Source organism: Candidatus Neomarinimicrobiota bacterium, from assembly GCA_036476315.1.
GTDB lineage: Bacteria > Fidelibacterota > Marinisomatia > Marinisomatales > S15-B10 > JAZGBI01.
In genome coordinates, this window is sequence record JAZGBI010000098.1 from 90576 (window position 1) to 114363 (window position 23788).

Genomic DNA, 23788 nt, shown 5'->3' on the forward strand with positions numbered 1-23788 from the left:
TTCAAGGAACCAGTTGAACCCTGATTGCCAGAACAACCAGAAAGATAGCTATCGTCTGCAGGGTCCGTTTCTCCCTCTTTACGGCTTGAGACCACGATGCCGGGCTCACCTTTTTCCCGGCGCCGCGCCACCGCTTCAAGCCGGGAATGATTCGGGGAACAGATTTGATGTATTCGTCATACTCATCGCCGAAGAGACGCCCCAACGTTTCCTCCTCCAGCGATATTATGAGTCCGTATTGAACGACAAAAAAAAGGAGTGTGACCACGAGCATAACCCAGACCTGCTTTCCGCCGGCTAACAAAACTGATCCTGAATAAATCATTATGTTGCCCAGATAGATGGGATTTCTCACGCGTGCAAACGGTCCTGTGGTGCACAGTAGCTTCGCCCCCACTTTTCGTGTCCTAATTCTGCCCCCAGCGTAGCGAACCGATGCGAGTCTCACCCATTCTCCCAGAAGTATGAGGGGAATTCCGGGAAGCCAGAAATTCTTTTCCATGCCCGCGAAATAGAGAATCACAAGAGCGAGGGGAATTGGGGTATAGCTACGTTTTCGGAAAAGGAAATCCCGAAGGTCCATATTCGGGCAGGCTAGTGAATGTCTTGCTCTATTTGCTCTTGCACTAAAATCGCGATTCGCAAGGCTTCCCGGCCCTCTTCACCGGAGACGATAGGTCTGCTATCTCCTTGAACTGACTCTACGAAGTTTTCCAGTTCGAATCTCAACGCGTTGATGTTTCTCACCTCCGGTTTCTCGTACACGATTTGTCTGTGGGATCCGTCCTGATCGAGGGGGGCCGTTACTACCGCACTTGGATCTTTGTCCTGGCCGTCGAGAATTCGGTAAACCTCGGTCAGGCCTAACAAGAAATCAATGGTGACATACATTTCCTGCTGGAATATTCTCAGCTTGCGTACCGAGGTTTTCGCAATCCGGCTGGATGTGATGTTGGCCACGCAGCCATTCTCAAACCGAAGCCTGGCATTCGCCACATCGACCGATTTCGTCATGATGGACACACCCGATGCATGAACCGATTTCACCGGTGATTTCACCAAGGACATAATAACATCGAGGTCATGGATCATCAGGTCAAGTACAACAGGGACATCCGTTCCCCTTACTGAATAGGAGGCTAACCGATGGGACTCAATGTATTTGGGCTGAACAGGAATCTCATCAAGCGCAAGAAGGGCGGGATTCAACCGTTCAATATGCCCCACCTGGATCAGTACAGATTTCCTCTTCGCAAGCGCGAGCAGCCTGTCCGCCTCCGATACCGTTTCACACATGGGTTTCTCCAAAAAGACATGTCTCCCCCCCTCAATACAAGCCTCCGCCACCGGAAAGTGATCACCGGTTGGGACCACCACCAGTACGGCTTCCGACGCGTCAATGAGCTCCTTGAGAGAAGAAAAGGGGTGCGCACCGGAAGTCGCCGCCATCAGCCTTGATCGTTCGGAATCGATGTCGTGAAATCCGACACATTCCGCGTGGGGAATCTGAAGGAGATGGTGGAGATGCTGCTTGCCTAGATGGCCCACTCCTACGACTCCGACCCTCGTCCTCTTGGAGTGATCTGTCATGGGTGATTTTAACGGTTCTGGAGCAATATAGAAATTCCACGCAAATTATGGAATCTCCCTTTTAGGCCCCGGTGATAATTTAGACTTGCTTTTCATGCAGAGAATAGGGAATTTTTCCTCAACAGGTTCTGGCCTTACGTCAGTACCTTACGCAAAATTGGGGATTCTGTGGTAAGTCAAGAGATCAAAGCTCTATTCGGCTACATGATTCTTCTGGGTGCTGTGATCGGATTTGCTGTTGCATTTGCCTCGTCCAGCTACTTCCTTGCTGTCCTGTTCATTATCGGCGGACTCCTCACCTGGATGGTCTATCTGAACATCGCCCGGGTAAGAATGGACCGCCCCACGGGCGCCATTCTTATCATTTTCGGGGTACTTCTGGCGTCCGCCATTTTCATGGCCTTTGGCATTGAGCAGGATATGTGGGGGGGCTTCCGCCTGAAGGCGGAGGGAGCCCTTCTGTCACTTATTATTCTCTTTTTTGCCGTGATGCCCGGACTCGTATTCTACTACTTTCATAAGCCCGTCACCCCCCAGACTGCTGTCCCGGACCGGATGCCCACCGAAAAATCCCCCCTCCTCGAGACAACCAGACCCCCTGAGCCTCCACCCCCGACAGGCGAGATGTATGACTATGGCTATCCGGAATGGACAGAAGAAGATTATGAATACTACGATCCGGAAGCGTGGGCTGCCTACTATGAGGGGGAAGAATATGAAGAGGAGGAAGAAGAAGAAGACGATTAAGGGCTCACATTTGACAAAGTTGCCTCATGAGTGAAGGGTGAGCGGGCTTCGCCCTTTTCTAATTTTTGGCAAGAGTACTTTCACGTCACATCATCTTACCCAACGCCTCATTGATAGCATACTGAAGATTTCGGACCGCAACGTTACTCTGATGAGCCCTTGGCATTCTCCCATGGAGGTGGAAATTCATAGCCAGGTGATTAAGGAGGAAAAGCCCCACATATACGTCCGAGCCAAGTCAATTCGAAGACTTTTCTGTAAGTTGCATAGTGACAAGATGAAGTCCAGGGCGACCTGTCAGGTTGGCTAGTCTTGAGGTACAGATCGACATGCGGGCCGCCGATCTATGGGGGCTTACGGAAATCACAACCTGACAGGTTGTGATTACAACCTGTCAGGTTATTTGATCAATTCAACAGACTGGCGACAACCATGATAGATAAGCTCTCCCCGCTTTCCTACAATGGCACTTACCACCTTTACAATAGAGCAGTCGGCAATGAAAAGCTTTTCCTTTCTGACAGTGACTACCGCCACTTCCTCAAAAAATACGAGCTGTATATCTCGCCTATTGCGGAGACATACGCCTATTGCCTGTTGCCGAATCACTTTCATTTCCTTCTCCGTATCAAAGACGAAAATGAAATCGATCTCAGGAAACCCAACCTGACAGGTCGAACCACAGGTCGAACTAGGCCTGTCAGGTTGAACTCTGCGGACCCAAACCAGTCTTTTAGCAACTTCTTCAACAGTTATGCTAAATCATTTAACAAGGTTCACGACCGGGTGGGAAACCTTTTTAACCGACCGTTCAAGCGAATTCACATTGACAGTGAAAGCTACTTCACTCTTTTGGTTTACTACATTCACCGAAATCCAATTCATCATGGCTATGTTCATAACTTTACAAATTGGGAATACAGTTCTTACAGAACCTTCCTCTCGGATAAAAGGACGCACTTGAAAGGAGAAGAGGTCCTGACATGGTTTCGGGGAAGAAATGAATTTATTAACTTTCATCAAGACAACTTGGACTTTTCTGATGACTTTCAGACGTACCTATTGGAGTAGATCAAAGTGAGTTAACCTGACAGGGCTTGACCGACCTGTCAGGTTAGATATTGACAATGGAGTTTCAAGAACTAGACATCGTCATTTCCCGCAATACGCATAGAAACTCTCAAGCGGAAATGTCTCTGGGTTTCGATAAAAACCGTTGACCTAACAATATTTCTTGTTTAATATATGCATATATGCGCATAGATATATTTATTAGATGAGTATGGAAAAAGCCTATATCTGCTGCCCACCCGATCTTGTGGACGATTGTCAAAGGTTGATGGCGGACGACTTTTTCAAAGCCTTTATCGATGAGAGTCGACTAAAGGCGTTCCTTATACTGATGGAACGGGGAGAACTGACGGTGAATGAAGTTGCAGGCCGAATGGACATTAGCCAATCAAACGTCTCCCGGCACCTGTCTTTCCTCAAAAAGGCCGGTGTGACACTCAGCAGAAAGAACGGCCGGGAAACCTATTACAGAGTCAACTACGAAAATCTTGCGGGTCGGCTGCGGTCCATACTTTCCATCATCCGGGAATGCTGCCCCCCGGGAAAGGAAAAAACACAATAAGAACAGATATTCAAGAAAAAGTCAAAGAACGCTACGGCCAAATGGCCTCTTCTTGCTGCTGCGGCGATAATGAATCGGCCGGTCAGCAGGCGACACGCCTGGGATATACCCGTGAGGAGCTTCAGGCCCTGCCTGACGGTGCTAACCTCGGTCTCGGGTGCGGCAATCCCCTCGCCTTTTTGGAGGTCAAACCCGGAGATACGGTGCTCGATCTGGGAAGTGGAGCAGGAATAGACTGTTTTCTGGCCGCTCAAAAAGTAGGGCCCCGGGGGCTTGTAATAGGTGTGGATATGACGACCAAAATGATCGACAAGGCAAACCAAAACAGGGGCAAAATCGGAGCCGCCAACGTAGAGTTTCGTGCTGGCCAAATCGAAAATCTTCCCGTGGAGACCGGGTCCGTGGATCTCGTCATCAGTAACTGCGTCATTAACCTCTCCCCTGATAAGACAAAAGTTTTTCGGGAAGCCTTTCGGGTGCTGAAGTCGGGTGGACTTCTTCAGATTTCAGATATCGTCCTTCTGAAGAAACTTCCCCGGCCCATCCGCAAAAGCGTGAACTCCTATGTGGGATGCGTCGCCGGAGCGGCGAAAAAGGAAGATTACCTCTCCTACATTCGCGATGCCGGGTTTATAGAAATGGAAATTCTGGAGGAAAGGGGCGTGGGAGATATATTCCTCGAGAATGACCCCACCATTCAAAAACCGATGCGATGGGTCCCCTTTCCCAGAAATATGATGAGACGTATGTCAGGAAGTTACGCTGAAAGCATAAAAGTGCGCGCTGTTAAGCCTGCCGCCGTTTAATTCCCGGGGTAAACAGGAAACTGTTCTTTTTCTTTTGCCTCCACCTTCGATTTCTCCACGGGGACTTTTCCCCAGATCCCTTCTTCCTCCTCCCACCTGTACCGCTCTACTCCGCCTTCTTTATGCACAACCACCTCTGTGGGGACCAGTTCATCGGCTGACTCTCCCTTCATGAAAATATCCAGATCGTATACTTTCCCTTGAGGAGAGGCGAAATCCGCACAGGCAAAGTAGGTGTCATCTCCCACTGCGGAAAGTCTGTCTTCATGAACTTTCTTGAGAGCGAGTTTTAGCGTGTCACCCGTTTCCTCATCATAGTGGAGAAACATGCCGTCATTTTCTTTCATCCGTTCGTCAATATGATGTCGAATGACTTCCGCCAAACTCTCTTCCGTCACTGCCGCTGTACTCAGTCCCACCGGATGCTCTTTTGGGTGTTCCTGGGTGAACACAATTGATCCAGAGAAGAGCATCACACTCAGGACTGCTAAACTCAGGGGGATCCTTCTGTTCATAGTCACTCCTTTCCTGTTTTCGGCCCGTTCACGTCCATAATGCTTACAAGGTATAATAGAAATGCAGCTTTGTCAAGGAGCTTCCCCGCAATTCGCGCAAAGTGTCAGCCAAAAGACACATTCCGAACGCCACTGTTGTGAGGCGGATCCAAACAGGTTAATTTCATAACGGGGAAAATGAGGTCCACACTTCTCGCGACTATCTTTTCTGCTCTACTGGTTGTCTCTTGTGGCTATCATCCTCAGGTAAAACAACGGACGTTTCATTTCAACTATGAAGTGTCCGTATTGCCCATTGAAAACGAGGGGGCTGTGGAGCTCTGGATCCCCTTGCCCCATAACGGCCCGCATCAGACGATCTCCAATGTGACCATTGAAAGTCTCCTTGATGCCTCTGTACACATCGATACCACTTATGGAAATGCGCTGGTCTACCTTTCAACGAATTCCCCTCCTCCGGCCGGTTTTACAGTGTCCCTCTCTTTCGACGTCAACCGAAAGGAACAGAGGATCATCCCCAGCTCATTACCATCGCATAAGAAACATCTCTACCTTGCTCCCAAGTCAAAGGTCCCCAGGGACAACCGCTTTGACGAGATCGTTCAAACGGTACTGTCTCCTCACTTGACGACCATGGAAAATGGGCGACTGCTTTACGATCATACCCTTGACAGGATGACCTATGACAAGTCCGGCGAAGGATGGGGTCTCGGTGATGCAATCTATGCCTGTGACATGGGAAGGGGAAACTGTACAGATTTTCACTCCCTCTTCAATGCGCTGGTCCGTACGGCAGATATTCCTGCCCGGTTCCTTATCGGATTCCCTCTCTCTGAAGAAGAAGAGGGCACCATCGGTGGCTATCACTGCTGGGCGGAGTTCCACGACGCGCAAAGAGGGTGGGTGCCCGTGGATATCTCCCAAGCCGATAAGCATCCCGAACGGGAAGATTATCTTTTCGGAAATCTCGACCCGAACCGGGTTCTCTTCACCATGGGCAGGGATATTGTCCTCGTTCCGAAGGCACAAGGAGGTCCGGTCAATTTCTTTATCTACCCTGTTCTGGAGATCGACGGTGCTCGATCAGATGCATATACGAGAAAATTTACCTACCACTCCCTACGCAGTTAATCCGGTGCGATAACACCGCAGGCGAGTCTCCCCCCTCCGGCGCCACCTGTGGCCCCGGTGGTACCTTTGTCCGGGTTGACGTGTACGATAATAGCACTTCCATCTTTGTCGAACAGACTAAGAGGACCGGGCGATAGTGTGATGCGACTGGTTCGATGCTCCAGAACCGCCACACCGTTACCGTCAGCGACGAGATTGGGGAGGTCACCCATATGGAACGGATGGTTGGCATCAGGATTGGACATACCGTAGGGGCCCGGATCAAAATGCCCGCCAGCAGCCTTGAAGTCAGGATCACAGGTTCCAGTCTCGTGAATATGGCACCCGTGGATACTGCCGGGCTGGAGCCCCTTTACCTCCACAACGACCAGCACCGTGCCCAAGATGCCCGTCCCCGTTTGAATGAATGTGGCCTTTCCAGATACGCCTGACCTTTCTGCTCCGTGGATGGCGGCATGAGCCACGTAGAGGGAACTATCCCCCAGCCCCAGAGCTTTCACTGAACCCAGGAGGCAAACGACAGCGAGCTTTTTTATTCCATTCATGACTCTCTCCTCTAACATATCTGATCCAACAGAACCACAGAGGTCACAGAGAAACAACAATAAATATGTTTCATAGAAGAATGTGGCATTGACGTAAAGTACTTCAAGTAACGGGTTTGAAGCCGAATCATGATTAAGAAGCCATTTTCATATCCTCTGCGCTCACCCCGTCCCGATCAAGTCGGGATGTGGTTAATAAGAAACTCAGCTTAGAAAAAGCTCTCCTGCCCTGGAGGGGGTCTTAATTCTGGCCTCGATTCGATAAATTCTTTGAGCACAACAAAGTCTTGCCGGGCTATGGAAAGAAGGTCCGGCCTCCGGAGAACGGCGGCAGGATGCAACATGGGAAACAGGAAATGGGTTCTCTGGGGTATCGGTTTCCCCCTCATTTCCCGGATTTTGGCTGATGGCTCCAGCAACAGCTGCAGTGCAACGTTTCCTAGCGGAGAAACGACTGCTGGTTTTATGATGTCGATCTCCTGCAGGACGTAGGGCGCACACGCTTTGATCTCGCTCGCCAGGGGCAGTCGTTTCTCCGGTGGAAAACACCGTGTTACATTCGTAATCCTGATATCACTCCTGTCGATAGCAACTCCCTTTAGAAATCGGTCAAGAAGATCTCCCGCTCGCCCGACGAAAGGACGCCCCAGCGCATCCTCATTCTCTCCAGGGCCCTGGCCTACCAGAACAAGGGCGGCGTCGTGATTCCCTTCACCCGGCACCGCCCGAGTCCTGGACTCATGCAGAGGACATTTGGTACACCCCAAAATACGCTGCCGCACTTCCTCCAGCCTTTTCTCTTTCTCCTTCTCCACGTCACTTATGAGCGTTGGTCACAGAAACAAAGTTAAGGCTGCCATGCCTGAAAATCGACACCAGGGCCCATCATACATGAATATGGAAAGAGCCCGGGAATTGGCGAGACCCTCCTCTATGGTCTTCTAGGATCGCTTTTAATCGCCGGGCACAAACTCTGATGACTCTACGACCAGATCGCCCTGGCTGAAAGAGGAGAAACCAATCTTATCTTTTATCTGTTCGTACCCCGGGCTCGGCTCCCTGTAGATCCACGCTACGTTCTGCTGAACGGAGCCGTCTTTCTTCTTCAGATCAACCCAAAAACATCGTCCCTTGTACCAGCAGGTGTAGATGCGCTGTGTCACTTCCAGCTGCTCCATGTCCACGTCTTCCTCATCAAAATAGTAGTTACCCTCAAACCTCAAGGGAGCATCGCCTGAAGCGATGACTTCGTCGCTGACTCTGTTCTTGATGGTCAATGGTCTCCCTCTCATTTTATGCTCCATCTCACATGAATAGGATTCATACTTCAATATTCACTGGGATAAACACTCCCTCCGTTAGAAGTTACTTAAGAGGAGTGGGCGAAACCTGACAGAGGGGCGACAGTTCTTGAGGTGGGCTCGGTTCAGTCCCGCTTGTACTTTCCCATCACCCCCGCTTTGCCCAGAACGTGGCCTTCCATCGCTCTTTCCACCTGCTTCCATTCAGCTTTGGGGGCAAGACCCAGGGAGTCCACCTCAAGCGCATACAGGGTAAAATAGTAGCGGTGCCATCCGTGGCCTGAGGGTGGAAATGGACCGTAATAGCCCACACGGCTGAAGGAATCCACGCCCCAGCACGCCCCCTGTCTGGCTCCGTTGTCAAGAGTCTCTGTCTTCAGCACGCCTTCCTCCAGGCTCACTGAATCCCCCGGCAGGTCGTAGAGTATCCAGTGAACCCAGGTGCCGGGCGGAGCGTCAGGGTCCAGACAGATTAGGCCAAAGCTTTTCGTCCCCCCTGGAACACCTGTCCATTCAAACGGCGGAGACACGTCCTCGCCTTCGCCCGTGTATTTGGATGGAATACCCTCTCCCTCTTTGAAGGCGGTCGTTATGATGTTGAACTCTTCCATCTTGTCCTCCTGGTTCTGCAATAATGAAAAAGGGGAACTGACAAAAAGAAAAACGGCAACTATGCGGTTCATTGGCCCTGCGTGATGATACATTCCTGGTAACTAAAAGGCAAGGATTTGATGGAAATAAAAACATTTAACGCCAAACGAGATCTTTTTAGATTTTTAGCTTTCTGAGAGACACGTTTTGCTCACATAAGACATCACGAAGCCTATGATTATAGCAATCGCAACCGCATTCCTTATTCTTGTGATACTCTATTTCATCTGGGAGACGGCGCAAGACCAGAATCTTGACCTCGACTATTCCGTCCACTATTCCCCCCGCCAGGCCGAGGTGGAAACGAGAATAGAAACTGAAGCTTCTCCCAAGGACATCTGGAATGTGTTGACCGATCTGTCAAACTATCCCACCTGGTTCCCCTGGATAAGAAAGGTTCGGGTAACGAATGAGCCAGCCGACCGCTGGGTTCACCGTCACTCTCTTCAGCATTTCAGGGTCGAGGTGGGGAACCGTTTCAAAATCCGCCCATTCTTACTCTCACCCTTGACTCACTGCCGGTTTATTGCGCTAAGACCCGAATCTTTCCTGAGCCTCGAGGCCCGCTTTTTTCCTATGAATCGAGAAATCGTAACCTTCTCAATGTCTCCAGCGAGTTCCCTTGTTGAGATCACCTACAAGGCCACAAGCCGTTCTCTTTTCAACTTCATGACACCGACCCTGTTCTCCTGGCGGGGAAAGAATGTCCTGGAACACCTGGCAGAGCGCCTCCCTGAGGTTTCTTATCATCGCGAAGAGGGGGAAGCCCCGGCCCTGGAAGAGACCTTTCTTATGGACCAGGGTTTTGTTCATGCCCTGGTTGCAAAGGCTCTCCACGAGGGCGACGACATTCTCAACAATCTCACTGACAGAACCACCCGGGCTAAGGCGAAGTCGGCTTACATGAAAGCAAAGCGATCGGGACGCGTTCCAGAAGTTACGCCCGAAGCCGCCGAAGCTCTCGGGCGCTATCTGGCAGGCGACAAAGCTTCCACAACGAAAGTTGCTCCCCCGCCTCCCAGCCAGGATGCTCAGATCAATGAGCTGGTGGCCACGGCTCTGGCCGGGGATGAAGAAGTTATCAGTTCGGTTGAAGATCGCGTCCTCCGCTCCAGGGCGAAAGCTGCCCTCATAAAGGCAAAACGCAGCGGCGTCACCCCACAGATCCCAGGGACTGAAAAAGTTGCCAAATCCTCTCCGGCCCCGGAGACCCCGTTAGATGATACCGGGATCATCATCAAGGCCGCAGTGAAAAAAGCTCTTGCGGGGGATATGGACGCCATCAACGCTATTTCGGACAGGATCGTACGTGCAAAGGCAAAGTCGGCGTATATGAGGGCAAAGCGGCAGAGAGACTAGAGGGGGATCTTTCTAGAGAGGAAACACCTTGGCCAGGAACCTGCGGACGTCCTCCAGCTCGTCGATCACCACCCTGTGATCTGCGTCATATTCCTTCCATTCCACGTCAAAGCCTAGCTCCCTCAATACCAGAATCGATGATTTACCAACTTCCAGCGGTATGAGGGAATCCACTCTTCCATGACCCGCAAACACACGCATCCGAGTGGGCAGATTTTTCCGATGTTTCATGGTTTCCGCATCCAGCAGGAAGCCGCTCAACGATATGACGGCAGCCACGCCCCCCGAAGACTTCTTCACAGAGGACGCTTCTCCCGAACTGTAGTTCAGTGCCACATCAAAGCTCATGCTGGCCCCTTGCGAGAATCCCATGAAAACCACTTTCCCCGGCGGTGTCCCTTCGGTCTCAAGATCAGTGAGAATTTCCATCAATTTCTTTCTGCTGTGAGCCCTTTCCCTCTGCGAATTCTCGTCTGGCGGTAATGAATACCACGCCTTTCCCCGGTCCCCTGTCCCCGGCACATCGAATTCCCCCTGAGGAATGAGATACCGAACTTTCGGAAGGCGAAGTGCCTCTGCCAGCAATTCAACGTCACGGCTACTTGCTCCCCAGCCGTGGAGAACGATAACCGTGCCGACACCTGGGGTCACTTTGGCCGGAATATCGAGCATGGTGCGGTGGCCGAAGTGTCAGTGTGAAGAGCAAGAATCATGATAAGGCGCACAGTTGGAAGATGTGACGAATTTCATAGAATTAGTTGCCCAGGACTCTGTACTGGAATTGATAGATTCCATTTTGGGCGTCCGCTTGCACCATCCGATCGAACTGGAGAAGAATATCTCTTTGAAGACCGGAGAAGAGGGGAACTGACCTGCTAGGAAAAATAAGGGGATGATACGTCAAATAGACGTGCGTCAGGAAGGGGGCAAACCGGGTATATGTCCTGGATCCTCCTATGACAAAACATTTCGGCGTTTTGACATTCGCCAGAAGCTCTGTTAAGTCCGAATCCCGGTGCATCACCACAACCTCCCGTCTATCCAGCTCTGTGGCAAGTGTGCTGGCCGTCGTGGAGCCCATGATTACTGTTTGACCCATGGTCTGATCCCGGAAGAGCCTCAGATCCTGGGACCAGGATACAGTCTCCCGCGTGTCGTGGGCAATCATCCCATTTGCCGTGACGGCCGCCGTCATAATCACATCCATGGATACTATCCTTCCAGTGCCTTCCAATCCCCATCGATGGCACCAGCAGCTATGGTCACCAGTTTTCCGGAGTGGGAATACGTCTTGATGGCCTGGTTTACCTCTTCCAGGGAAACAGCGTTGATCTGTTGGGGATATTCATCGATGTGGCTCAGTTGCTTTCCTCTTTCAACTGCAACAAGGATCCGGCCCGCCAGGCCACCGGTTGTCGCGAGACTTACCTTGTAACTACCTGTGATGGTTGTTTTCTTCCGGGCCAGCTCTTCGGATGTAACCCCCTCTGATATCCACTCCTCCAGCTGTTCCATGGTGCACTGGTGTCCCTGTTCCAGCAGCCCCGGGGAGTACGTCCCGAGAATGTACCAGAACCCGTCGTTGCCATTATCGACGCCCCCGATGGTAGAGCCCGTTGCATAAGTCAAACCCAGTTCGTCCCGCACGACAGCCATCAGCCTGGATGAGAAATTTCCCCCAAGGACAAAATGTCCCACCATCAAGGGATAGAAATCCTCGTGTTCCCGGTCAATTCCGATGGGTTGTCCCATGATGACATCAATACTTGTCTTATCCCTCATGGTCACAACCTGGTTGTGCCGTCCCTTCCCCTTTTTCGCTCTAACTGAACCGGCAACCTGAACGGACAGGGGTGACTTTTTCCAGCCGGAGAATTCCCTCTCAACAGCATCCTCAAGAATCTGTCGGTCCACATCCCCTACTGCTACAAGTGTAAAGTCTCCTCTTCCGTAGTTTTCCCGGTGAAATTTTTTCACGTCCTTGACTTCCGCTCCTTCCGTGTCTCGAATCTGCCGGTCGACAGGGACAAAAAAATTTGGGTGATCGTCCGGATACAGTTCCTGCAGGAAGGTACTCATGGCCCGTGTAAATGTGTCCTCTTTCGACCTCGTTAGTCCTCCGATTCTTCGTCTCTTTGCTGTCTCGAGATCCTTCGCGTGCATCGCCGGCTCCCTTAACTGTTCCGCCAGCAATTCAACGACCATAGGGACATCCTTTGAAAGGCACTGCGCCGTGAATCGAACGCGGTAAGTTCCTGTGCGGAACGAAAGAGAGGCCCCTACCACTTCGAGGGTGTTGCTGATGTCGAACTTGTCACGGCGTACCGTTCCCTGATCCAGCATGGACGCAGTCATTTCAGCCACAGCGGTGTTGGATCGGGGACTGAACAGATCCCCACCCGGAAAGCTCCCGTACACGGTAACCACATCATTAATCTCAGTCTTCATGGAAAGAACTCGCACCCCGGGGAGAACCTGGCTACTGGCAACGCGCTTTGCGATGGAGCTGTTGATAGACACTACCCGGTTCCGGACTGCTCCGTTACAGGGATAAAATGGCCAATGGTACTCCGGTCTTCAATTAGGTAGGATTTTGCTGCCCGCTGAACATCCTCGGCTCTTACCTGCGCGATTCTGTCAAGAAAAGTTGGATAGAACGTCCAGTCTCCAATAGCTATCGCTTCATTAAGGTTGCTGGCAATAGAGTGGGCGCCATCGCGACTGAACGCAGTTTCGGCCCTGATTTTTCCCTTTACGCGCGCCACCTCATCCTCCTGGACGCCTCGTTCTTTGATCTGCCGGTACTCATTCAAAACGATCTTTTCCACCTTGTCTGGGGACGTGTCCGGTGTTAAGAAGACATAGGTAATAAAAAGGCCGTTGTCATGGAGTGGCTGGGCCCAGGTCCGGGTGTCTGTCGCCAGCCCTTTATCGACAATCATCCTGTAAAATCGACTTGTCTTTCCCGATGCGAGAATTCGCGACAACACGAGAAGCGCCGGCATATCCCCATGCAGACCTTCGGGCGATTTATGTGCCACCCCGACCACGGCTGTCTCTCCCGACCGTCTCACAATTAGTCGTCGGGGCCCCTCCTGCTTCGGCTCAGTTGTGTAAACCTGCGGGATCTCCCCGGGAGAGCTCGGTATGCGCCCAAAATGCTCTTCAATCTTTTCCAGAGCCGACTCTTCATCAAAATCACCTATGATAGTCATAGTCGCATTGTTTGGCCAGTAGAAGGTGTCATAGAATTCCCGCAGGCGGGCGGTGGGAACATTTTCGATGTCCGAAAGCCAGCCAATGGTCGCGTGGTGATACGGATGGGCTTGGTAGGCGGTCGCCCAGATATTCTTGTCCAGAACTTCAAAGGGCTCATTCTCCCCCCGATCAAACTCGTTTCGCACAACCGTCATCTCTGGCTGGCGATCCTCGTCCCGTATGAGAGCGCCACGCATCCTGTCGGCCTCAATCTTCATGGCCTCCTCCAAGTATTCACTTGGCAGAAGTTCAAAATAGTTCGTACGATCCATCCATGTCGTGGCATTGATGATGCTTCCCAGATTCTGAAGCTCCGCCCAGATTGTCTTCCCATTTTCCCTGTTGTAGTTTTCCGACCCTTTGAACATGAGATGTTCCAACAGGTGCGTGGCGCCGGTGTATCCTGATGCTTCGTTCCTGGATCCCACCCGGTAGGTTGCCATGAGCGTTACCACGGGGGCAAAATGGTCCTCCATCAAGAGAACCATTAAATCATTTTTCTTAAGACGATACTCCCGGATGCCGCCGGAACTTTTGACAAAGTCGAACGCCGTCTTCACCACAGCTCAGTCCAATTCTATTACCTCAACTTCCCCGAATCCGAGGTCGCGTATTCCGTCTTCTACCTTCATTCTATCGCCCACAATGAGCCAAACCAGATTATCAGGATGCAACACCTTGCCTCCAGTTTCAGCAATGTCTTCTGTTCCGAGCGCCCAGACAACGTCCACATAGGTTTCATAGTAATCCTCAGCGATCCCGAATTGCACCATCTCCACGATGGCGGCGGAGACAGCACTCATCGTTTCAAACCTCCCGGGAAGCCTCAAGGTCCGTCCCTTCTGTGCTTTGGCGAGCTCATCTTCAGTTGCCGGCCGCGAGCCTAGAATGTCCCGGAACTCTCTGTTGATCTCCTGAGTCGATTCCACGGTTTTATCAGTTTGAACGGGAGCATAAGCGAAAAACATCTGTTGTCCTTTCGCCTCGACAAAAACGCTCCTCGCACCATAAGACCAGTGCTTGTCCTCCCTGAGATTCATGTTCAGGCGAGAGGTGAACGTTCCTCCCAGAATTGTATTCATAATTTCGATGGCGATTCTGTCAGGATTATTGGTGGGTGGCGCCAGATGCCCTGCAATAATAACGGACTGGATGGCCCCCGGCTTGTCCAGAAGAAAGACTCTCTGCGCAGGTGGAAGGGAAACATGTTCGATGTTCTTTTCCGGGACCTTTCTCCCTATCAGCCATTGGCCGAACAGCACCTCCAGGGCCGGAATCACTTCTTCCAGAGTGATGTCTCCCACGACAATCATTCTGGCGTTGTTCGGCTGAAACCACGTTCTGTGAAAATCCACGAGATCCTCCCGCGTCATCGCTTCCGTCGATTGTTCTGTTCCAGACCCCGTTAGCGAGTTGCCATAGGCATGCCCCTTACCGTAAAGAAGACCCGGTAGCACGCGCAACGCCATGGAAACAGGGTGCGACTTCTCCTGCTTAATGCGGGCAAACCGCTGTTTTTTCAGCCGCTCAAAGTCGCTTTCCGGAAAGACGGGATTCAAGATAACATCTGCGTATATGGACAATGACTCGTCCAGCCTGTCCACAAGGGTCGACAGGGAAACAGTACAGATGTCCAGGGTGGAGCTTGTTCTCAGCCGGGAACCAAGCATGGCAAGTTCCTCACTGATCTCAAGGGCCGTGCGGTGTTCCGTCCCTTCATCCAGCATATCCGTGGCCATGCTGGCTGTTCCCGCGAGACCGAACTGATCAGCCGCATATCCTGCGTCCACAACCAGAGCGAAATTGACGATAGGTATGTCGTGGCGCTCCGCCACGATTATTTTCAGACCGTTGGGCAGTGTCCCCTTCCGCAATTCCGGGAATTCCAGCGTGGGAAACTCTCCCGACTCTGGGAAGGCGGATCGGTCAATCTCAGAATCGAGCGTGGCGTAGTCGGGAAATGGGTGAATCTCCAGTATGAAGACGCCGTCGGAAAGCCACCTCCTTGCCGCCTCCTTCAAATCCTTTCCTGTGGCTGCCGCAATGCGCTCGAGCGTTACCTTATAATAATTGGACTTGCCGCCGTACACCTCATTCCTGGCAAGAATGTCAGACTTGCCACCAAAACCCCCGATCCGTTCAATACCACGAATGAAACCCGCCCGGTATTGACTCTTGACGCGTTGCAGCTCTCTGCGTGAGGGGCCCCTTTTGCGAAACGCGGAAATTTCCTCGTCTATCGCCGCTTCTACCGTTTCCAGATCGACTCCTTCCTGGGCCGTCGCAACCAGATGGAATTGGCCCGCGATTTCCCTTAAGTCAACATAGGATGACACATCTGTCGCAATCTGATCTTCGTACACGAGCCTTCTGTAGAGTCGCGAGGTCTTGCCCGCGGTCAGCACATCACTGACAAGATTGAGATAGTCAGCATCGGGGGTGCCCCACTGGGGTATGTTCCACACCTTGTACAATCTGGGCAACGGAACTCTGTCCTGGGCCTGCTGTCGGTGCGTCCCGGTCATTTGGGGAATCCACACCTCCTGTTTTGAGATAGGCGGGCCTGCTGGAATATCCCCAAAATATGCTTCCACTTTCGCTTTTGCCGACGCGGGATCAATGTCCCCTGCGACAGCAATGACCGCGTTGGCAGCCCCGTAGTAGGCCTTGAACCATTCATGAACATCCTCGAGCGAAGCGGCATCAAGATCTTCCATGGATCCGATCACCGTCCACGAGTACGGGTGGCCCTCAGGAAAGGTGTTCTTCGTAATTAACTCATGATTCATACTGTAGGGTTGGTTTTCATACTGTCTCTTCTCGTTTTGAACAACGCCGCGCTGCTCATCAAGCTTTGCCTGATCAATGGCGCCCAGAAGGTGTCCCATCCGGTCTGACTCCATCCATAGGACCAGATCGACCGCATTGCTGGGCACATTCTGAAAGTAGTTAGTTCGGTCTTCATTTGTCGTCCCGTTCAAGTCGGTTGACCCCACTTGTTCCAGCGGAATAAAATAATCGTCATCAAAACTTTCAGAGCCGTTGAACATGAGGTGCTCGAAGAGATGAGCGAAGCCGGTTCTTCCTGGTTTTTCATTCTTCGACCCCACATGATACCAGACGTTCACTGCAACGATGGGGGCTTTATGATCCTCATGAACGATAAGTGTAAGACCGTTGTCCAGAACGTATTTTTCAAACGGTATCTCAATCGGGTTCTCTTGGGCTTTGCTGAAACCCGCGACAAACAGGAAAATCAACAATATCACCATCTGTTTTCTCATAATTTCCTCCTTTTGTCCTAACCTGGACACCCTGATTCTCAAATGGCAATCCCCCTGGTCTCTGCCAAAATGATTACGGTTGGGCGGGTGCCCGGATCGAAAGCACCTGTGCCGGAGGGCTCTACTTGATGATTTGTGCAATGGATTTGAACGTCTCCCCCCGAGCGATGCGCTGAAGTTCAAAGAGCGCCATTTCCACCGAAGTCAGGTTTGCTCCCAGATCATGCACCTTCTGAAGGGCAAGACGGTAATTTAACTCGTGTCGCGACATAACGGCATCGCTCACCAGATGGACCTCGAAGCCCTTCTCCAACAGATCCACCGCTGTCTGGTAGACACAGACATGTGCCTCGATTCCACAAAGAAGTATTTGCTTTCTGGCCTGTGACTCAATTGTACTCTCGATTTCTTTATCCCCACAACAGCTGAAAGCTGTTTTCTCCAGCGGCTTTCGCCCTTCGAGCGCCTCCCTAACGCTCCTGATGGTTCGTCCCAATCCCTTAGGATACTGCTCCGTCCAGATAACAGGCATATGAAACACTTTGGCCCCCGCAATAAGGCGAACGATGTTTCTTTCTGTTTCAACCTGTTCATGCATTGTCGCAAAAATCTTCTGTTGTACATCGATGACCATGAGCACGGAATTTTCCACGATCAATCCCATATCAACCCTTCAGATCTCAAGTTTCCGCAGAATCTCCTCCCCGCATAATGTACCGGCCTCACACTTTCGAACACGTCCGTTACAACCGTGCTATTGTCTACGATAACAGTAGTGCGAATGATCCCCTCGTATTCCCTGTCGTAAAGCTTTTTCATGCCCCAGGCTCCCGACTGCTTCCTGATTGGTCGCTTCTCCTACATCGCTCACCAGGGGGTAACTCACGCGCCGGGCCGTGGCGAATTCTTACTGTTTGGGAACTTCTCTTCCGACACGCCGAATAGCTGTACACCCGCTTGGCAGAACCGTTCTATGTTGGCCTGGAGGCCAGTAACCTTATTCTATTCGCCCGGGGGCGCATTCGCCTCGGCAAAAGGTAAGATGACAGCGGATTCCATTCCGGGTAACAGCTGCTCATCCCCGTCCTGGTCAACCAGTTTCGCCGGATCGGCTCTTTCGGCCAACCTTGATTATCGTGCTCCCTAATACTTCCTCAGAACACCCACGACAATCCCTTGAACCCGAACGCGGTCTCCAGCCACAACCATACTGTCTAGGTTCTCATTTGCCGGGCGCAGTTCGATTTCACCATTTCTCTTGAAAAACTTCTTTATGGTGACCTCGCCGCCGTCTATGAGCGCCACTACCGTTTCCCCGTTATGGGCTTCAACTCTTTCCTGCACAACCACGAAATCTCCATCCGCGATCTGTTCTTCGATCATCGAATTGCCCACCACACGCAATACGTAGTGTCGACCCGTCCTGAGAAACTCAGATGGCACCTTCACGTTCTCATGAGACTCTATCGCCTCAATGGGTCTTCCGGCTGCAACCAGGCCCAGGATCGGTAAACTGCTCTCCTCCTTCTCCGGACGCTCAATTTCTATCGCCCGGGTTCGGTTCCACTCGTGCCTGATCAGCCGTTTCTCTTGTAACGCCTTAATATGTTTGTAAACTGTACCCTTCGAACTGAATCCGAAAGCATGGCCAATTTCGTCGAACGTGGGTGAATAGCCGTGTTCGGCGAGGTACCCCTTCAGATAATCTAGTACTTCCTTCTGTCTTTTGGTAACGAACATGGAAACAAATGGCGTATATAAGTTAGTCTGCAGATATTGAAATTAAAACAGAAAACCACCACAACCGTTGCCTCTCGGTGGGTGAGCGGTGGTCGCCGATCTTTAGGCGGCAAGTTTCATTTGGATGGTTTCCATTCGCCCCTTGAACTCCCGATCCGCCTTCATCTTCATCCGAACCGTTCTGCACGCATGAATGACCGTGGTGTGGTCCCTTCCGCCGAAGTGCAGTCCGATGTTTTCCAGCGAAGCTCCCACCATTTCGCGACACAGATACATGGCCATTTGTCTCGCGTGCGCCACTTCCATCTTTCTCCCTTTCCCGATCAATTTGTTTTCCGGGATAGCCGTCAAAGAGCTAACCCTTCGAATTACGTCATCAATGGTTATGCCCGATTCAGCCGACTTGCCCAGGGTCTCCCGTAGTGCCCGCTTCGCCAGGTCGAGCGTAATGTCGGCGTGCGACAACGATGAGTAAGCGAGAAGCTTGATGAGGGCCCCCTCGAGTTCCCTGATGTTGCTTCGGATGTTCGTGGCAATAAATTCCGTGATTTCATAGGGGATATCCAGCCCGTCCTCCTCAGATTTCCTCTGCAAGATCGCTATGCGTGTCTCCAGGTTTGGCGCCTGAATGTCAACGATCAATCCAGACTGGAATCGCGACACCAGTCTGTCTTTCAAACCGTAGAGCTCCCGGGGATGCCGGTCCGTGGTAAGGACAATCTGCTTTCCCTGTTGATACAACTCATTGAACGTGTGGAAAAACTGTTCCTGGGTCTGTTCCTTTTTTTGAAGGAACTGTATATCGTCCACGAGGAGGAGACCCGCCCCGCGGTACCGGCTTGAAAAGTCCGACGTTTTGTTGTTCTGAATAGCAGAGATAAAATCGAGCGTAAATTTTTCGCTCGTCGTATAATGAACGCCCGCTCTCACATTCGTCCCCAAGACCGCGTTTCCGATTGCTTGCAAAAGGTGTGTCTTTCCCAGGCCCACACCACCGTAGATAAGCAATGGATTGAAGGACGTCTGCCCCGGACCGTCTGCCACTGAGACGGCCCCAGCCTTCGCCAGTTGATTATTAGGCCCCTCCACAAAACTGTCGAAAGTGTACCGCTTGTTGAGTTTACTGCCCCGATCGTAATACCGGGGCCGGACGCCGTCCATGTCCACGCCCTCGCTGACCCCCGTTTCTTCCCCTACTCCCCGGACATCTCCCACAACCACGCTGTACTTCAGATCACATTCTGAACCTGACACTTCCCTGATTTTATCCAAAATTAGGGACCGGTAGTGGGTGTCGATCCACTCGTAGTAGAACCGACTCGGCACCTCCAGCGTTAATGTCCCATCATCGATGACCATTCCTCGAATCGGGTCAAACCATGTCGCGTATGTCTGACCGCTAACTACAGGCTTTATTTTCTCGCTTACCTGTTGCCAGAGGTCAGTTGCTGATACCATCTATAGTTATCCACAAATTATTAACACATGGAAGTTCCTTCAATTTATGTCCTACACCCTTCGAAAGGCAAACAGAAATAGTTCACCAGAGCGAAAATTTCTCCCTTTTCCATCTCCACCGTCCATCTCCAGCATTGTCGTTGAATTGATTTCTGTTCTGTCTTAACTTAAGAGTCTAATTTCTGGACGAACCATGAAAAGAACGTATCAGCCCAGCAACCGGAAACGCAAGAATAAACACGGATACAGAGCGCGGAAGGCTTCCGCCGCAGGCAGAAGAATCCTGAGGCGACGTCGCCGAAAGGGCCGCAAACGGCTTTCCGCATAACAGACCTCCTTTCTTTACACCCCTGTAGTGCGCCCTCACACTGTGATGTTTCCTGAAAAGAGGTTGTTTTCCCTTCCTATGAGGCGAATTTCCCACGGCCCGTCCCGGAACTTGTCCACACGAAAACTGGTTTCACTCACAGCCCTCGGTTTGATCAGGCTTTACACGCTTCTCGTTTCCCCCTTTTTCCCTCCCGCATGCCGGTTCCGGCCCACCTGTTCAGAGTACGCAGCCGAAGCATTCAAGAAGCATTCTCTGTCTGACGCCGGCCGGCTCACGATTAAGCGGATACTCAGATGCCATCCGTGGTCTCGCGGGGGCCTGGATCCCGTTCCATAGATCCCATGGACAAACGAACCGTTCTCGCATTTTTTCTTATCGCTCTCATCCTTCTGCTCATGCGGCCCTATTACCGGATGGTGGGCCTCGCTGAGCCTGAGCCGGAACCTTCAACTTCTCCCGATACCACAGTCGCGCTCTCTGCTAGCAAACGGCAACAAGCGCCCACCAGTGAGTTGCTGCCCCCTCCCGAAACGCCCCGAAAGGGAGAATTATTTCATGTCAAGAATGATCTCTTCACCGCCACGGTCTCCTCGCAAGGGGGCGGCACTCTCGCCTCGTATGCCCTGAACGACTATCGCACCCACGACGGTCAACCCGTAGACCTCATTCGTTCTGATTTCCCGGCCAACAACCTCCTCATGCGCTTTGATGATGTCACCGGCAGAACCGTGTCCCTTTCCCACCCCTTTTCCCTTGTAGAATACTACGTTCCAGGAGACACGCTTACCGTGGGCCCCAACGGCCTAACACTCACGTTTCAGAGCCACGTGTCTGGAGGGACGGTTTCCAAAAGCCTCTCATTTCAGCAACACGATTATCTTGTTCTCGTCTCCATGGACTTGTCCGCCATCAGCAACCAGGCCGTGTCCCAGGAAAAATTCACACTTAACTGGGACCACGGACTTCCCATCACAGAACAAGACGCTAGCGCGTCCGCCCGCGAATTCGCCGGTCACCTCTACCAGGGCAAAACTCATGACAAAGTCAGTCACAACAAGCCAAAGAAATCCCCCGTTGCCGGTCCGGGGGAAACCGCCTGGACCGCCCTCCGCTCCAAATACTTCATCGCTGCCTTTATTCCCGTGACCGACAGCAATTCCGGCCGGATCGCCACACACCCCTACAACCCCTCCAAATACGCGACCGCCTCCGCTCCGCAATACGCCATGAATGTCGGCTTTCGTTCTGACGCGCCCGCCCAGTGCTTGCTCTACCTGGGCCCTCTCAAATACGCTCAAATCAAGTCGCTCGGTGTCGAGCTGGAGAAAAGCATGAGTCTGGGTCTCCCTGTCATCCGTCCCATCAGCCGGGGCGTTTTACTACTCCTTACGGCCATGCACAAAGTGGTGCCTAACTATGGTGTGCTACTCATTGTTTTTTCCGTGCTTGTAAAAATTGTCGTTTATCCGCTTACCAAGAAAAGCTATCAGTCAACCAAGGAGATGCAGGCCGTTCAGCCCCTCATCGCGGAGATGAGGGAAAAATACAAGGGGGACCCCCAGCGCCTCAACAAAGCAACCATGAGGCTGTACAAGGAGCACGGTGTCAATCCCCTTGGAGGCTGTCTTCCCATGCTTCTGCAGATGCCTCTGCTGTTCGCCCTGTTCGTGGTTTTCCGTTCCACCATTGAATTAAGACAGGCCCCATTTCTCTGGTGGATCGATGATCTCTCCTCACCCGATGCTCTCATCCCTCTCCCCTTCACCCTGCCCCTTTACGGTGACCAGATCAGTGTGCTGCCCGTTCTCATGGGTGTCTCTATGTTCATTCAACAGAGAATGATGGGCACTCAGACGTCGGGTCAGCAAAAATTCATGAGTTATTTCATGACTGGCTTCTTTCTCCTAATCTTCAATCAGTTCCCTTCGGGCCTTAACCTCTACTACACCCTTTTCAATGTTTTGACCATCCTTCAACAGAAGTATTTCGTCACTCCCTCCCCCGCTCCCGTCCCGAAGAAAGCCAAACGATAAAACGCCCCCGTGGTTTGCTCTTCCCAAAACACCATCGTGGCCCTTGCCACACCCCTCGGCATAAGCGGCCTCGCCGTTATCCGGATAAGTGGCCAGAAGTCTCTGAATGTCGCTCATCAAATGGCCGGATTACCCAAGGAACGCTTCCAACCACGCTATTCCCTTTTCTGCTCTCTCCGCAACAGAGACGGACAGGAGATTGACCACGGTCTGATCACTTTCTTCAAGGGCCCTCAATCCTATACTGGAGAAGACGTTGTGGAAATTTCCTGCCATGGCGGAACCGTGATTCCCCAGCGCATTGTTGAAACATGTCTTCAGTTTGGATGCCATCCAGCTGGGCCGGGGGAATTCACCCGACGGGCCTTTCTTAACGGGAAAATGGATCTTTCCCAGGCGGAGGCTGTGTCAGACGTCATCGCGGCCAAAACTGCCCTGGGCCAGAAGGTGAGTTATCGCATTTTGAGTGGGAAGTTTTCATCCCTCATCCACGCTCTCAAGGAAGAACTGCTTCATGGCGTTGTCCTTGTGGAGGGGGAGTTGGATTTTGCAGCCGACGAGGTCCCCCCATCAACTCAGAAGGATAAGGAACGTGTTCTTTCGTCTGTCATTGAAACGGGAAAGGCCCTTCTGGAGACCTACCAGACAGGCCGTCTTCTCACCCACGGCGCCATTGTCTCCATCATCGGAAAGCCCAACGTGGGAAAATCAACCCTTTTGAATGCCCTCATCGCAGAAGAGCGCGTCATTGTCTCGGATGCGCCTGGAACCACCCGTGACGCCGTCGAGGTACTCTACCAGATCCAAGGTTTTCCCATCAGTTTCATCGATACGGCGGGGCTCGGGCGGTCCCACAATCCTGCCGAAAAGCGGGGCATTGAGTTCTCACGAGAATATATCAGAAAATCGGATCTCGTCCTCTGGGTATTCGATAGTTCAGACCACAACGAGAGCTGGTCCCGTGCTGTAAAGCACCCCTTTTTCGAGGCCCCTTTCCTCACGGTACTCAACAAGGCCGATCTCCTGGAAGGTATCTTTCCCGCCAGTGGCCCTGACGGGGGTGACGCTACTCCCCTCTTTGTCTCGGCCCTCAAGGGTCAGGGCCTGGACCAGCTCACCCAACGCATTTTCCGAACTCTCGTCTCATCAGACCCGAGTGATGAGGAAGTCCTTCTCACAAACGCTCGTCACAAGGAAGCACTCGAAGCTTGTATGGATTGTGTGGCTTCGGCGAACGCACGTCTTGCAGAGGGTCGCGAAGCAGAAATCGTCGCCTTCGAGCTGCGTGAAGCCTTATCTCATCTGGACAGGATTCTAGGGGTTACCACTGCCCAGGATATTCTCGATAATATCTTTTCCACTTTCTGTGTGGGGAAGTAATGTTTCACGTGAAACACCTCCGTAGC

Annotated in this window: 26 protein-coding genes; 9 read left to right on the forward strand and 17 right to left on the reverse strand. The window is 51.9% G+C overall.

Annotated elements, in window-relative coordinates:
* Position 1: 1 nt before the first annotated feature.
* Both V3U24_10105 and V3U24_10110 read right to left on the reverse strand, forming a co-directional pair.
* Complete coding sequence (locus V3U24_10105) at positions 2–583, reverse strand: isoprenylcysteine carboxylmethyltransferase family protein (protein MEE9167794.1); 582 nt, start codon at positions 581–583, stop codon at positions 2–4.
* 11 nt (positions 584–594) lie between these two features.
* Complete coding sequence (locus V3U24_10110; GenBank protein MEE9167795.1) at positions 595–1590, reverse strand: Gfo/Idh/MocA family oxidoreductase; 996 nt, start codon at positions 1588–1590, stop codon at positions 595–597.
* 168 nt (positions 1591–1758) lie between these two features.
* Here V3U24_10110 and V3U24_10115 point away from each other — a divergent pair, with 168 nt between their 5' ends.
* Complete coding sequence (locus V3U24_10115; protein MEE9167796.1) at positions 1759–2337, forward strand: hypothetical protein; 579 nt, start codon at positions 1759–1761, stop codon at positions 2335–2337.
* Between the two features lie 399 nt (positions 2338–2736).
* On the opposite strand, the gene V3U24_10120 is transcribed toward V3U24_10115, so the two are convergent.
* A complete protein-coding gene (locus V3U24_10120; protein ID MEE9167797.1) occupies positions 2737–2952 on the reverse strand; it encodes a hypothetical protein in 216 nt (71 codons plus the stop codon).
* Between the two features lie 661 nt (positions 2953–3613).
* Here V3U24_10120 and V3U24_10125 point away from each other — a divergent pair.
* A complete protein-coding gene (locus V3U24_10125) occupies positions 3614–3970 on the forward strand; it encodes a metalloregulator ArsR/SmtB family transcription factor (protein ID MEE9167798.1) in 357 nt (118 codons plus the stop codon).
* A complete protein-coding gene (gene arsM, locus V3U24_10130) occupies positions 3937–4776 on the forward strand; it encodes an arsenite methyltransferase (GenBank protein ID MEE9167799.1) in 840 nt (279 codons plus the stop codon). Before V3U24_10125 ends, arsM begins: the two co-directional genes overlap by 34 nt.
* Here arsM and V3U24_10135 read toward each other — a convergent pair.
* Positions 4773–5291, reverse strand: a complete 519-nt coding sequence (locus tag V3U24_10135; GenBank protein MEE9167800.1) for a hypothetical protein — start codon at positions 5289–5291, stop codon at positions 4773–4775. The genes arsM and V3U24_10135 overlap by 4 nt on opposite strands.
* 177 nt (positions 5292–5468) lie before the next feature.
* Here V3U24_10135 and V3U24_10140 point away from each other — a divergent pair, with 177 nt between their 5' ends.
* On the forward strand, positions 5469–6422 hold the full coding sequence (locus V3U24_10140; GenBank protein MEE9167801.1) for a transglutaminase domain-containing protein: 954 nt from the start codon (positions 5469–5471) through the stop codon (positions 6420–6422).
* Here the strand turns inward: V3U24_10140 and V3U24_10145 are convergent.
* The 4 genes from V3U24_10145 to V3U24_10160 all read right to left on the reverse strand — a co-directional run bounded on the left by V3U24_10145 (position 6419) and on the right by V3U24_10160 (position 8951).
* The gene (locus V3U24_10145; protein MEE9167802.1) at positions 6419–6967 is read right to left on the reverse strand and encodes a superoxide dismutase family protein; all 549 of its coding nucleotides are present in this window, start codon (positions 6965–6967) and stop codon (positions 6419–6421) included. The genes V3U24_10140 and V3U24_10145 overlap by 4 nt on opposite strands.
* Positions 6968–7176: 209 nt before the next feature.
* Positions 7177–7782: a uracil-DNA glycosylase gene (locus tag V3U24_10150; protein MEE9167803.1), complete on the reverse strand. Its 606-nt coding sequence runs from the start codon at positions 7780–7782 to the stop codon at positions 7177–7179.
* A 138-nt stretch (positions 7783–7920) separates the two neighbouring features.
* Complete coding sequence (locus V3U24_10155) at positions 7921–8259, reverse strand: DUF427 domain-containing protein (GenBank protein MEE9167804.1); 339 nt, start codon at positions 8257–8259, stop codon at positions 7921–7923.
* Between the two features lie 134 nt (positions 8260–8393).
* Positions 8394–8951: a YbhB/YbcL family Raf kinase inhibitor-like protein gene (locus V3U24_10160; GenBank protein ID MEE9167805.1), complete on the reverse strand. Its 558-nt coding sequence runs from the start codon at positions 8949–8951 to the stop codon at positions 8394–8396.
* A gap of 142 nt (positions 8952–9093) precedes the next feature.
* Here V3U24_10160 and V3U24_10165 point away from each other — a divergent pair, with 142 nt between their 5' ends.
* The gene (locus tag V3U24_10165) at positions 9094–10278 is read left to right on the forward strand and encodes an SRPBCC family protein (GenBank protein MEE9167806.1); all 1185 of its coding nucleotides are present in this window, start codon (positions 9094–9096) and stop codon (positions 10276–10278) included.
* Positions 10279–10290: 12 nt separating this feature from the next.
* Here V3U24_10165 and V3U24_10170 read toward each other — a convergent pair whose 3' ends face one another.
* The 9 genes from V3U24_10170 to dnaA all read right to left on the reverse strand — a co-directional run bounded on the left by V3U24_10170 (position 10291) and on the right by dnaA (position 20018).
* Entirely contained in the window at positions 10291–10950 is a 660-nt protein-coding gene (locus tag V3U24_10170) for a hypothetical protein (GenBank protein ID MEE9167807.1), read from the reverse strand.
* 82 nt (positions 10951–11032) lie between these two features.
* Entirely contained in the window at positions 11033–11485 is a 453-nt protein-coding gene (locus tag V3U24_10175) for a dihydrofolate reductase (protein MEE9167808.1), read from the reverse strand.
* Between the two features lie 5 nt (positions 11486–11490).
* The gene (locus V3U24_10180) at positions 11491–12726 is read right to left on the reverse strand and encodes a pitrilysin family protein (GenBank protein MEE9167809.1); all 1236 of its coding nucleotides are present in this window, start codon (positions 12724–12726) and stop codon (positions 11491–11493) included.
* A gap of 71 nt (positions 12727–12797) precedes the next feature.
* The gene (locus tag V3U24_10185) at positions 12798–14096 is read right to left on the reverse strand and encodes a pitrilysin family protein (protein ID MEE9167810.1); all 1299 of its coding nucleotides are present in this window, start codon (positions 14094–14096) and stop codon (positions 12798–12800) included.
* Positions 14097–14102: 6 nt separating this feature from the next.
* Positions 14103–16820, reverse strand: coding sequence for a pitrilysin family protein (locus V3U24_10190; GenBank protein MEE9167811.1), 2718 nt, complete (start codon positions 16818–16820; stop codon positions 14103–14105).
* Between the two features lie 121 nt (positions 16821–16941).
* The gene (locus V3U24_10195; protein MEE9167812.1) at positions 16942–17472 is read right to left on the reverse strand and encodes a hydrolase; all 531 of its coding nucleotides are present in this window, start codon (positions 17470–17472) and stop codon (positions 16942–16944) included.
* Between the two features lie 2 nt (positions 17473–17474).
* Positions 17475–17639 (reverse strand): hypothetical protein, encoded by a 165-nt coding sequence (locus V3U24_10200; GenBank protein ID MEE9167813.1) that lies wholly within the window; start codon positions 17637–17639, stop codon positions 17475–17477.
* Positions 17640–17963: 324 nt separating this feature from the next.
* Positions 17964–18560, reverse strand: a complete 597-nt coding sequence (lexA, locus tag V3U24_10205) for a transcriptional repressor LexA (GenBank protein MEE9167814.1) — start codon at positions 18558–18560, stop codon at positions 17964–17966.
* A 102-nt stretch (positions 18561–18662) separates the two neighbouring features.
* Positions 18663–20018, reverse strand: a complete 1356-nt coding sequence (gene dnaA / locus V3U24_10210; GenBank protein MEE9167815.1) for a chromosomal replication initiator protein DnaA — start codon at positions 20016–20018, stop codon at positions 18663–18665.
* A 193-nt stretch (positions 20019–20211) separates the two neighbouring features.
* Between dnaA and rpmH the strand changes: the two genes are divergently transcribed.
* The 4 genes from rpmH (at position 20212) to mnmE (ending at position 23762) form a co-directional block, all read left to right on the forward strand.
* Positions 20212–20346, forward strand: a complete 135-nt coding sequence (gene rpmH, locus V3U24_10215; GenBank protein ID MEE9167816.1) for a 50S ribosomal protein L34 — start codon at positions 20212–20214, stop codon at positions 20344–20346.
* Positions 20347–20424: 78 nt separating this feature from the next.
* Positions 20425–20685, forward strand: coding sequence for a membrane protein insertion efficiency factor YidD (gene yidD / locus V3U24_10220; GenBank protein ID MEE9167817.1), 261 nt, complete (start codon positions 20425–20427; stop codon positions 20683–20685).
* A complete protein-coding gene (gene yidC, locus V3U24_10225; protein ID MEE9167818.1) occupies positions 20643–22382 on the forward strand; it encodes a membrane protein insertase YidC in 1740 nt (579 codons plus the stop codon). The genes yidD and yidC overlap by 43 nt, the downstream gene beginning before the upstream one ends.
* Positions 22383–22391: 9 nt before the next feature.
* The gene (mnmE, locus tag V3U24_10230) at positions 22392–23762 is read left to right on the forward strand and encodes a tRNA uridine-5-carboxymethylaminomethyl(34) synthesis GTPase MnmE (protein MEE9167819.1); all 1371 of its coding nucleotides are present in this window, start codon (positions 22392–22394) and stop codon (positions 23760–23762) included.
* The last annotated feature ends 26 nt before the right edge of the window (positions 23763–23788 follow it).